Raw genomic sequence first — 10,744 nt, forward strand, 5'->3', positions numbered from 1 at the left:
CCGGAGGAACTGGACGTGGCCATCGCCGTCGACCGCTTCGAGACCATCACCGGCCGCCCGGTGCGCCGCGTGCGTCACCAGTGGGCGGGGCTGCGGGTGTTCAGCCCGGACCGCACGCCGGTGCTGGGCTTCGAGCCGGGCGTGGGGGGCTTCTTCTGGTGCGCGGGCCAGGGCGGCTATGGCATCCAGACCTCGCCGGCGATGGGGCTGGCCGCGGCGGCGCTGGCGCTGGGGCGCCCGCTGCCGGCGGCGCTGGCGGCGATGGGCGTGCGGGCCGAGGCGCTGTCGCCGCGGCGCTTCAGGGGCTGAGGAATCGGCTCACGGGCTCACATCAGGGCCCGGGCATAACGCTCCAGCCCGACGGGGTCCGCGATCACGCACTTGGCGTGCGCGAGGCGGATCAGGCCCTCGCGCTCCAGCTTCTTCAGCTCGATGGACAGGCTCTGGCGGCTCACGCCCAGCATGTCGCTGAGTTCCGTCTGCGTCAGGTGCACCTCGATGTCGGCCGGCGCCGCCTGCGGCCCCTGTGGCTCCAGGTTGATCAGGTTCATCAGCAGGTGTGCCACGCGCGCATTGATCGGCAGCAGGTGCTGCACCGAGAACAGCTCGTAGAGCTGGCGGAAGCGCTGGCACATCAGCCGCATCAGGCCCATGGCCAGCGCGGGCTGGGTCGCCAGCTCGGCCAGCAGCGCCTCGCGGGGGATCTGCAGCACCTCCGTCAGGCCGTGGGCGTCGGCGTCGTGGACCGAGGCGCCGTCGTCCAGCACCGGGATCAGGCCGAAGACCTCGCGCTCGTGCAGGTGGCGCACGACGTGGCGCTTGCCGTCGCGCCCGTGGATGGCGATCTCCAGACCGCCGGCGAGCACGATGGACAGCCGCGTCTGCGGCTCGCCGCGCCGCGCCAGCGACTCGCCGGGGCGCAGCGTCAGCACGCGGCTGCGCGCGGCGAGCCGCTCCAGCACGGCCGGCTCGAGGGCGGCGAACCAGGGGACTTGCTCGAGGGCCTGGATGGCGGACGGGATCATGGTTAGTCGTTAATTCACATGTCGGATTTCCGACAGACGGGGCAGGCACCGAAAAAGACACTGCGGCACCGCTTTCCGGAGTGCCCGCACGATGACCGCCCCATTTTCCCTGCAGAACCACTCGGTGCCGGCCTCGGCCTGCCTCGAGGCCTTGCGCCGCTGCGGCGTCGACCATCTGGTGACCGTGCCGGACTGGGTCCAGCTGGCGCTGCACGCCAAGCTCGAAGCCGGCGAGGCGCCGGACGTCAAGCTGATCAACACCAGCAACGAGAACCAGGCCGTCACGCTGGCCGCCGGCCTCACGCTGGGCGGCAGCCGTCCGGTCGTGGTGATGCAGAACCAGGGCGTCTACAACTGCGTGAACACGCTGCGCGCGGTCTGCATCGACGCCCGCGTGCCCACCGTGATCCTCGCCGGCCAGTTCGGCCGCGAGTACGCCAACCTCGGCCAACCCGCCACCGAGTCGCGCCGCAGCCTCGTGCGCCTCATGGAGCCGATGCTCGCCGCGCTGGGCATCCCCTTCCATACGCTGGATTCCGCCGCCGACCTGGGTCGCATCGATCAGGCCTATGCGCAGGCCGAGAGCGAAGGCGGCGCCGTCGTCGTGCTGGTGTCCGCCCCGCTGGCCTGGAACTGAAGGAGAACACCGCCATGCTGAACATGATCCAGGCCTGCGGCGCCGTCGCCCAGGCGCGTCCCGCCGATTCCCTGCTCGTCGCCACGATGGGCGCGATGTTCGTCTTCGACCGCATCGAGGCCAGCCAGAACCTGCCGAAACCGGCCAACCGCATCAATGCCGTGCCGCTGATGGGTGGCGCCGCCTGCCTGGGCCTGGGCCTCGCCCTGGCGCAGCCCGGGCGCCGCGTGATCGTCGTGGATGGAGACGCCAGCCTGCTGATGGAACTCGGCGGCCTGAACACGATCGCCGCCCAGGCGCCGGCCAACTTCCTGCACATCGTCATCCACAACGGCACGCAGTTCACCGGCCTGGCCAATATCAAGGCGCCGTCCGCCGGCTTCAGCTTCGCGCAGGCGGCCCGCAATGCCGGCTACCGGCAGGCCGAAACGATCAGCGATCCGGCCCAGTGGGGCGCGCGCCTGGCCGCGCTGCTGGCGGCCGAGGGGCCGAGCTTCGTCGAGCTGATGGTGGACCCGATGCCGCAGCAGACCGGCCCGGGCTTCGAGCAGGCCGAGATGCCCGACCTGCAGTTCGAGCGCATGCGCGCCGAGGCCGCCGCGCTGGCGGACTACCTGAAGAAGGCGGCCTGAGCATGGCAGCCGCCGAGTACGACTACATCGTCGTCGGCGCCGGCTCGTCCGGCATGACGCTGGCGACGCGCCTGACCGAGGACCCGGACGTGCGCGTGCTGCTGCTGGAAGCCGGCCAGCCGCGCCACAACGACTTCTGGGTGAAGACGCCGGTCGGCGTGGCCAAGATCCTCGGCGACGCCAACTACGTCTGGCAGTCGAAGACCACGCCGCAGGCCAGCCTCGCGGGCCAGGAGATCTACTGGCCGCACGGCAAGCTGCCCGGCGGCTCCAGCTCGGTCAACGGCATGATCTACGTGCGCGGCGAGCCGGCGGAATACGACGCCTGGGCCCAGGACCACGGCTGCACCGGCTGGTCCTACAAGGACGTGCTGCCCTTCTTCAAGCGCATGGAATCGAGCGCCTCGGGCGATGCCGAGTACCGCGGCCGCAACGGCCCGATCTCGGTGACCCATCTGCGCGAGACGCACGGCGATCCGGTCTCCGACGCCTTCGTCAGCGCCTGCCAGCAGGCCGGCATCCCGGCGACCGAGGACTACAACGGCCAGCACAACGAAGGCGTCAGCTACCTGCAGCTGTCCACTCGGGACGGCCAGCGCTGCAGCACCGCGCGCGGCTACCTGCCGCTGGCTTCGGCACGCGCGAACCTGGACATGCAGGTCGAGGCGCTGACGACGCGCCTGCTGTTCGAAGGCAACGCCGCCGTGGGCGTCGAGTACCTGCAGGGCGGCGAGACGAAGCAGGCCCGCGCGCGCCGCGAGGTGATCCTGTCGGCCGGCCCGATCAAGTCGCCCCAGCTGCTGGAACTCTCCGGCATCGGCCAGGCCGCGCGCCTGCAGGTGCTGGGCATCCCGGTGCTGCATGACGCGCCCGAGGTCGGCGAGAACCTGCACGATCACCTGCAGGCCCGCATCACCTTCGAGGCGACCCGCGAGATGGGCATCAACGCGACGCTCAACAGCAAGTGGCGCACGCTGCTGATGGGCGCGAACTACCTGATGACCCGCAAGGGCTTCATGGCCACGCCCTCCGCCACGGTCCACGCCCAGGCCCGCACGCGGCCGGATCAGACGCGGCCCGAGGTCAAGATCCAGCTGCACCAGATGAGCGGCCCGGACCGCTATTCGATCGACCCCTTCCCGGGCTTCCAGGTCGGCTTCTTCCAGCTGCGCCCGAAGTCGCGCGGCTGGCTGCACGTCGACACGCGCGACCCGATGGTGGACCCGCTCATCGAGCCGAGGTACCTGACGCACGAGGAGGACATCCGCGCGATGCTCGATGCGCTGCGCCTGTCGCGCAAGGTCATCGCCCAGGCCGCCTTCCAGGGACTGACCAAACGCGAGACCCGCCCCGGCATCGAGGTGCAGGACGACGAGGGCCTGCTTCACTACATCAAGCAGTGCGGCCAGACCTCCTGGCACCCCGTCTCCACCTGCCGCATGGGCGGCGACGCCGCCTCGGTGGTGGACCCCGAGCTGCGCGTGCGCGGCGTGAACCGGCTGCGCGTCATCGATTCGTCGGTGATGCCTTCGATGCCCTCGTCCAACACCAACGCGGGCTCCATCATGATCGGCGAGAAGGGCGCGGACCTGCTCCGCGCCGCGCGCTGAGCCCAGCTCTCCAACGAAAAAACAGAATCGAGACAAGCACCATGCCCATCCAAGAGTACCGCCCCGGCCGCGCCTGGAGCATCGCCGCCATGCTGACGCTGTTCATGGTGGTGAACTTCGCCGACAAGATCGTGCTGGGCCTGGTGGCCGTGCCGATGATGGACGAGCTGAAGCTGAGCCCCACCGAGTTCGGCGTGATCGGCAGCAGCTTCTTCTGGCTGTTCGCGATCTCCGGCATCGCCGGCGGCTTCCTGGCCGACCGGCTGTCCACCCGATGGATGCTGCTGGTGATGGCGCTGGCCTGGTCGGTCTGCCAGCTGCCGATGGCGCTGTCGGGCTCGATCGCCGTGATGATCGTCTCGCGCGTGCTGCTGGGCATCGGCGAAGGCCCGGCCTGGCCCGTGTCCATCCACGCCGCCTACAAATGGTTCCCGGACAACAAGCGCAACGTACCGGTGGCGCTGTTCTCGCAGGGCGGGGCGATCGGCCTGCTGCTGTCGGGCATCACCGTGCCGCTGATCACCGCGCGCTACGGCTGGCGCGCCAGCTTCTACGCGCTGGCCGCCGTCGGCGTGATCTGGGCGCTGCTGTGGTTGCTGATCGGCGCGGAAGGCAAGCTCGATGCGCGCGAGAAGCCGACCGCCAGCCAGAGCTTCCCGGCCCGGGAGGCGCCGCTCGGGCGCGTGCTGGCCGACCCCACCGTGCTCGGCAACTTCATGCTGCATTTCGTCTCCTACCTGTGCCTGGCCGCCACGCTGACCTGGCTGCCCGCCTACCTGCAGAAGGGCCTGGGCTATGACAACGTCACCGCGGGCCGGCTGTATGGCGTGATCGTGGCGGTGAGCATCCCGGTGGTGCTGGCGGCGTCGATGATCTCGCAGCGCCTGCTGGCGCGCGGCTGGTCCTCGCGCAGCGCGCGCGGCCGCTTCGCCTGCCTGGCCAATGTCGGCGCCGGCGCGCTGATGTGCCTGCTGCTGCTGGAAGCGCCGAGCCATGCGATGCGCATCGGCTTCTTCGCCGTCGCGCTGGGCCTGACGACGGTCATCTACTCGCTCGGCCCGGCCATGCTGGCCCAGGCGGCGCCAGGCTCGCGCCGCGGCGCGGTGCTGGCGATCGACAACTCGATCGCCTCGATCGCCGGCCTGCTGGCCCCGCCGGTGCTCGGCAAGCTGATCGAGGCCACGCCCGGCGCGGCCGGCTACCAGCACGGCTTCGGCCTGATCGGCGCGATCCTGGTCGCCGGCAGCGTGATCGGCTTCTTCACCATCAACCCCGAGCAGTCGGCACGGAGGCTCGCGCAGTGACATCACCCTATATGGGCGGCCCGGTCGAGGTCGTCACCAGCGATCGCGGCGCGATCGTCAACGCAAGCTTCGTCCGCCATGCCTCGCAGTTCGAGCGCAAGGTCCATGCGGTGGCGCCCGGCGTCTGGTGCCATGTCGGCGCCTGCCTGGGCAACAGCACGATGATCGAAGGCAAGACCGGCGTCATCGTCGTCGACACCGGCGATTGCATCGAGCAGTCGCAGCGCCAGCAGGCGGACCTGAAGGCGGTCTGCGACCGGCCGCTCAGCGCGCTGGTCTACACCCACGGCCACTATGTGTTCGGTTCGCGCACCTGGGTGCCGCCGGAGATGGAAGGCCGGGTGCCCGTCTGGGCCCACCCGGAGATGATGCGCAACACCAGCCGCATCATCGGCGACCTGTCGCCGTTCATGATGCGCCGCGTGGCGATCCAGTTCGGCCTGCACCTGCCGGCCGACGGCCCCGACTCGATGCCCCACGAGGGCCTCGGCCCCTTCTTCTACGAGCTCGACAAGTACAGGCCGACGACAGGCTTCGTGCGCCCGACCCACACGACGAGCGATGGCATGGCCACCGAGATCGACGGGGTGACGTTCGAGTTCTTCCACTGCTGGGGCGACACCGACGACACCTTGCTGATCTGGCTGCCCGAGACCCGCACAGTGATCAACAACATCGCCTGGCCGGCGATGTTCAACATCTACACGCTGCGCGGCGAGCTGTTCCGCAACCCGATCGAGCTGCTGCGCGGGCTGGACAAGATCCTGGAGCTGCAGCCGGAGCATCTCGTCGGCGTGCACGGCGTGCCGATCAGCGGCAGGGACGAAATCGCCAAGGCGATCACCGAGTACCGTGACACCATCCAGTACATCTACGACCAGACGATCCGCGGCATCAACGCGAGCCTCTCGCCGGACGAGCTGGTGCGGACGATCCGCCTGCCCGAGTCGCTGGCGCACGGCCGGCTGACCGGCCAGCACTACGGCGAGCTGGCCTACCACGTGCGCCAGGTCTATGCCGGCATGGTCGGCTGGTTCGGCAAGGACACGGTGGAGCTGCATCCGGTGGCCGAGGACGAGGAAGCGCGCCGGCTCGTCGCGCTGGCCGGCGGCGAGGACGCCTTCCTGGCTGCCGCCCGCGCCTCGATGGAGAAGAACGAGTATTCGTGGACGGCGCAGATGGCCGCCTGGGGCCTGAAGAACGCCGGCCCGCGTGCGGCGGAGTTCCGCCAGCTGAAGGCCGACGCGCTGCGCAGGATGGGCCAGGTCACCACCGCCGCCAACACGCGGAGCTGGTACCTCACGCAGGCCCGCGAGCTGGAAGGCCTGTGCGACACCCGCGTCACGCCGATGAAGCTGGTCAACGCGGCGATGGTCAGGCAGATGCCGGCGCGCACCTACGTCAACGGCCTGCGCTTCAGCCTGCCGGCCAGCGTGAGTGCCGGCGGCGAGAAGACGCTGCACCTGCGCTTCAAGGCACCCGACAGCGACTTCACGCTGCTACTGCGCAACGGCGTCGTCGTGATCCGCGAGGCCGCGCCGGCGGCGGGGCAGGTGGTCGATGCGCGGCTCGCCATGTCCTTCGACGCCTGGGCCCGCCTGGTCGGGCGCGAGGCCAGCGGCGCCGAGCTGCTCGCCGGTGGCGAGATCCAAGCCGGCGGCGAGGCCGCCATCACGAATCTGGTCCTGGGCATCCAGTAGCAGGTATCTGAGCAACATACGGCCCTCTCTCCATGTCCTACCTCGACGACCCGCGGGTCTACTTCGCCGCGGAACGCACCCTGCTCGCCTGGCAGCGCACCGCGATCGCGCTGATCGGCCTGGGCTTCGTCGTCGAGCGCTTCGGCCTGTTCATGCGGGTGGTGGCCAATGGCGCGCAGCTGCCGCCGGGCCACGCCCACACCTCGCTGTTCTTCGGCGTGTTCCTGCTGGCGGCCGGCGCGGCGGTGGCGCTGCTGTCGGCCTGGCAGTTCCAGCGCTTCCTGCGCGAGCTGAGCGAGCCGGAGGTGCCGCGCGGCCATGCGACGTGGCCGGGACCGGCGATGAACCTGGCGCTGGCCTGCTGCGCGCTGGGCATGGCGGCCTGGTTCATCGTCACCGGCTGAGCCTTCAGGGATACATCGGGCGCTGGCGGAATTCGTCCAGCAGGCCCAGCAGCGCAGCGGCCTTCGCATCGGCGCCGGCCCCGGCGATGAAGGCGGCGGCGCCCAGCTCGCCCCGGAAGTAGCGGGCGAACAGCGGCGGCTCGGCGACGATCGTCGCGTCCGGCTGGCGGTAGTGCCGTGCCGGCTCGGCGACGAACTCGGCCACGCCGTTGCGGACATGCAGCGCCCCGGCCACGCCGCCGATCTCGAAGGCCAGCACGCCCTCCTGCCCGGCCGCCAGCTCCGGGTCCAGCCGCGTGCGCAGGTGGTTCACGGCGCGGGCCGCGTCGGCCATCACCCAGTCCGCGTCCTGCACGCTGCCCAGCGTGTGCACCGCTTCGCCCTCCAGGCTGCGCGCGGCGGCCATGTAGAAGTTGCGCGTGATCACGCCGGCGCTGTAGCGGCCCAGCGTGCGGAAGCTGTCGGCCAGGGCCTGGCGGTAGGCCTTGTTGTCCGGGCACACGTCGGTCAGCACGATGGCCAGGTCCTTGGCCCACAGGTGCTGGCCGGTGCGCTGCGCCTCGAGGAAGGCCTCGTGGACCCTGGCCTCGCCGCCGGCCAGCGCCTGCCAGTTGGCCGAGGCCACTGCGCGCGGCAGCGAATGCAGGTCCTCGGCATGGCCGGAGAACCAGCCGTGCGCCTGGCCCGCGTAGGCCTCGGGGAAGGTGTCGATCTGGCCGTAGAGCTCGTTGACGTACGGGTTCTCGCGCAGGTGTTCGGGCAGCACGATGTGGTGGCGCAGCTCCTGCATCCGCACGCCGCGGTTGGCGAGCCGGATCGCCTGGTCGTAGACGAACTGCGAGGCGTCGATCACTGCATTGGTCGTGTCCTGGATCGACTGTCGGCCGACCAGCGGCCGGGCGCCGCCGCCGACATCCAGCACGATCTCGGGCGCCAGGTCGCGCACCTTCTTGAGCGCCGCGATCCAGTTCTCCGGCCCGCGGTAGCGGTCGCCGCGCAGCGTGTAGAGGTTGGGCAGGCAGGGCCACAGCACGTTGTCGACGACCATGCGCAGCGACGGGATCCAGAGGCTCAGCGAATCCTCGGCATCGGTGACCGCATGGAAGGCCTGGATCTCCAGCCCGTCGATGGTGATCGACTCGCCGTCGGCCAGGGTGCGGGTACAGGGCAGCCAGGCGCTCTTCTTCCCCAGTTCCAGCGCGGCGGCGCCGACCTTGGCGTCCGGGCCTTCGGTGGGCATGTCGGTGCCGAAGTGGATGCGGGCGCGGCCGTCCAGCGCCGGCATCATCTCGGGGATCGTCGGCAGGCCGAGGAAGCCGGACGCCTGCACCGTGCGGTCGGAGTCGGGGTGGGCGAGGATCATCGCGGGGTCGCCGTCGAGCAGGGTCGCGGCGCCCTTGGCGTAGTGGGCGTGGTCGTAGACCAGCGCGATGACGGGCTTGTCGGAGATGTCGCGGCGGATGATCTCGCGGAACAGCCGGCCGTCATCGGCGTTCTCGCCGGTGGAGACGACGATCAGGCCGTTCGGCCGCTCGATCACGACCGGGCCGTAGAACACGCCCCAGATCATCCACACGCCCTCGGTCACGGGCTCGGCGCGCGGCGGCCTGCCGTCGATGCGGATGATCGGCAGGGCCTTCTGCCACTCGCTGAAATTGATGACCGTGCCGTTGGGCAAGGTAGCCGGCTGGAAGCCGGGGTTCTCGTTGTACCAGCGCCATGCAACGGGGCGGGCGGGCTTGGCTCGTTCCATTCCGGTCTCCGCTTGTGTTGATTCAGGCGGCGCTGTCGCGCAGCTCGCGGCGCAGCACCTTGCCGACGGCGGACTTGGGCAGCGCGTCGATGAAGACGACCTGGCGCGGCACCTTGTAGGCCGTCATCTCGCCGCGGCAGTGATCGAGCAACTGCTCGGCGGTCAGCTCGGAGCCGGGCGTACGCACCGCGTACAGCCGCACCGCCTCGCCGCTCCTCTCGTCCGCCACGCCCACGCAGGCCGCCTCGGCCACGCCCGGGCAGGCCATGGCCACCGCCTCGACCTCGTTCGGGAACACATTGAAGCCGGACACGATGATCATGTCCTTCTTGCGGTCGACGATCTTCAGCAGGCCCTCGGGTGTGAACACGCCGATGTCGCCGGTGCGGAAGTAGCCGTCCGCGGTGAAGGCGGCGGCGCTGGCCTCCGGCTGCTGCCAGTAGCCGCTCATCACCTGCGGGCCCTTGACGCAGACCTCGCCCGATTCGCCCGGCGCGGCGTCCTGGCCGGCCTCGGTCAGCAGGCGCACGTCGGTGGAGGGCACCGGCACGCCGGTCGTGCCGTTGAAGGCGCTGGCCTGCTCGGTGTTGAAGCTGACGATGGGGCTGGTCTCCGAGAGGCCGTAGCCCTCGCGGATGCTGGTGCCGGTCAGCGCCTGCCAGCGCTGCGCGGTGGCCTCGACGACGGCGGTGCCGCCGCCGCCGGCCAGGCGCAGGCGCGAGAAGTCGATCTCCGCGGCGCGCGGGTGGGCGGCAATGCCGGCGAAGATCGTGTTCACGCCGGTCATCAGCGTCGGGCGCGCATCGCGCAGCACGTTGATGAAGGCTTCCATGTCGCGCGGGTTCGGCACCAGCCAGTTCTCGGCGCCGATGCTGAAGCAGCAGATGAAGTTCGTCGTCAGCGCGAAGATGTGATACAGCGGGATCGCGGTGACGACCACCTCCCGGCCCTCGCGCAGCGCGTTCGGCGCGATCGCCTTGAACTGCTGCACGTTGGCGATGATGTTCCGGTGCGAGAGCGCCGCGCCCTTGGAGACACCGGTGGTGCCGCCGGTGTACTGGAGGAACAGCAGGTCGGTTCCGGCAAGAGGCGGGGTCAGGTATTGCCCCGGGTCGGCGCCGCCAAGGATCGATGCCAGCGGGATCGCGTGCGCCAGCCGCGCGTCGACCGGCGGCGCCGGCAGCGCCACCGGCAGGCCGTCGCCCGGCGCGGCGGTGATCACCGTCTGCACGCCCGTCTGGCCGATGATGCCGGCCAGCGTGGGCGTGGCGCCGTTGAAGATCACGATGACCTTGCTGCCCGAGTCCTGCAACTGATGGGCCAGCTCGCGCGGCGTGTACAGCGGGTTCACGTTGACCTGCACGGCGCCGATGCGCGCGATCGCCAGCAGGGCGATCGGGAAGGCGGCCAGGTTGGGCAGCATCACCGCGACGCGGTCGCCCTTGGCGACGCCGAGATCGCGCTGCAGATGACCGGCGAGGCGCGCGGACAGGCGGTCCACCTCGCCATAGCTCAGGCGCTGGCCGAAGGCGACGAAGGCCGTGCGGTTCGCGTGGCGCTGCATCGCCTCGTCCAGCAGCGCGACGACGCTCGGATGGGCGTCGGCATCGATCTCGGCGGGCATGTCGCCGTAGGCGGCGAGCCAGGGGCGGTGGGCGGGCATCGCGTCTCTCCTTGCT

Annotated in this window: 10 protein-coding genes; 7 read left to right on the forward strand and 3 right to left on the reverse strand. The window is 70.4% G+C overall.

The genetic code is table 11. The features are described from left to right. A partial coding sequence (locus B0W88_RS25535) for an FAD-dependent oxidoreductase (protein ID WP_144006965.1) occupies window positions 1-309 on the forward strand: 309 nt, incomplete at its 5' end. A gap of 17 nt (window positions 310-326) precedes the next feature. Here B0W88_RS25535 and B0W88_RS25540 read toward each other — a convergent pair. Next, window positions 327-1,025, reverse strand: a complete 699-nt coding sequence (locus B0W88_RS25540; RefSeq protein ID WP_077037421.1) for a Crp/Fnr family transcriptional regulator — start codon at window positions 1,023-1,025, stop codon at window positions 327-329. 91 nt (window positions 1,026-1,116) lie between these two features. Here B0W88_RS25540 and B0W88_RS25545 point away from each other — a divergent pair, with 91 nt between their 5' ends. Genes B0W88_RS25545 through B0W88_RS25570 form a run of 6 tightly spaced genes read left to right on the forward strand, consistent with a single transcriptional unit; the run spans window position 1,117 to window position 7,312 of the window. Beyond that, the gene (locus B0W88_RS25545) at window positions 1,117-1,662 is read left to right on the forward strand and encodes a thiamine pyrophosphate-binding protein (protein ID WP_077037422.1); all 546 of its coding nucleotides are present in this window, start codon (window positions 1,117-1,119) and stop codon (window positions 1,660-1,662) included. A gap of 14 nt (window positions 1,663-1,676) precedes the next feature. Continuing rightward, entirely contained in the window at window positions 1,677-2,294 is a 618-nt protein-coding gene (locus B0W88_RS25550; RefSeq protein WP_077037423.1) for a thiamine pyrophosphate-dependent enzyme, read from the forward strand. 2 nt (window positions 2,295-2,296) lie between these two features. Beyond that, window positions 2,297-3,904 carry a GMC family oxidoreductase gene (locus tag B0W88_RS25555; protein WP_077037424.1) on the forward strand — a complete coding sequence of 536 codons (1,608 nt, stop codon included), beginning with the start codon at window positions 2,297-2,299 and terminating at the stop codon, window positions 3,902-3,904. Between the two features lie 41 nt (window positions 3,905-3,945). Continuing rightward, window positions 3,946-5,208, forward strand: coding sequence for an MFS transporter (locus B0W88_RS25560; RefSeq protein WP_077037425.1), 1,263 nt, complete (start codon window positions 3,946-3,948; stop codon window positions 5,206-5,208). Continuing rightward, on the forward strand, window positions 5,205-6,908 hold the full coding sequence (locus B0W88_RS25565; protein WP_144006966.1) for an alkyl sulfatase dimerization domain-containing protein: 1,704 nt from the start codon (window positions 5,205-5,207) through the stop codon (window positions 6,906-6,908). Before B0W88_RS25560 ends, B0W88_RS25565 begins: the two co-directional genes overlap by 4 nt. Window positions 6,909-6,940: 32 nt before the next feature. After that, window positions 6,941-7,312, forward strand: coding sequence for a YidH family protein (locus B0W88_RS25570; RefSeq protein ID WP_077037427.1), 372 nt, complete (start codon window positions 6,941-6,943; stop codon window positions 7,310-7,312). 4 nt (window positions 7,313-7,316) lie between these two features. On the opposite strand, the gene B0W88_RS25575 is transcribed toward B0W88_RS25570, so the two are convergent. Next, window positions 7,317-9,065, reverse strand: a complete 1,749-nt coding sequence (locus B0W88_RS25575; protein ID WP_077037428.1) for an alkyl sulfatase dimerization domain-containing protein — start codon at window positions 9,063-9,065, stop codon at window positions 7,317-7,319. Window positions 9,066-9,087: 22 nt separating this feature from the next. After that, window positions 9,088-10,728, reverse strand: a complete 1,641-nt coding sequence (locus B0W88_RS25580; RefSeq protein ID WP_077037429.1) for an AMP-binding protein — start codon at window positions 10,726-10,728, stop codon at window positions 9,088-9,090. Between the last annotated feature and the right edge of the window lie 16 nt (window positions 10,729-10,744).

The sequence above is a fragment of the Pelomonas sp. KK5 genome (genome assembly GCF_001984095.1).
Classification (GTDB): Bacteria; Pseudomonadota; Gammaproteobacteria; order Burkholderiales; family Burkholderiaceae_C; genus KK5.

Coding starts and splice junctions, on each gene's coding strand:
- B0W88_RS25575 (WP_077037428.1), bottom strand. CDS start 9,065: ATGGAACGAGCCAAGCCCGCCCGCCCCGTTGCATGGCGCTGGTACAAC.
- B0W88_RS25570 (WP_077037427.1), top strand. CDS start 6,941: ATGTCCTACCTCGACGACCCGCGGGTCTACTTCGCCGCGGAACGCACC.
- B0W88_RS25555 (WP_077037424.1), top strand. CDS start 2,297: ATGGCAGCCGCCGAGTACGACTACATCGTCGTCGGCGCCGGCTCGTCC.
- B0W88_RS25580 (WP_077037429.1), bottom strand. CDS start 10,728: ATGCCCGCCCACCGCCCCTGGCTCGCCGCCTACGGCGACATGCCCGCC.
- B0W88_RS25545 (WP_077037422.1), top strand. CDS start 1,117: ATGACCGCCCCATTTTCCCTGCAGAACCACTCGGTGCCGGCCTCGGCC.
- B0W88_RS25540 (WP_077037421.1), bottom strand. CDS start 1,025: ATGATCCCGTCCGCCATCCAGGCCCTCGAGCAAGTCCCCTGGTTCGCC.
- B0W88_RS25550 (WP_077037423.1), top strand. CDS start 1,677: ATGCTGAACATGATCCAGGCCTGCGGCGCCGTCGCCCAGGCGCGTCCC.
- B0W88_RS25560 (WP_077037425.1), top strand. CDS start 3,946: ATGCCCATCCAAGAGTACCGCCCCGGCCGCGCCTGGAGCATCGCCGCC.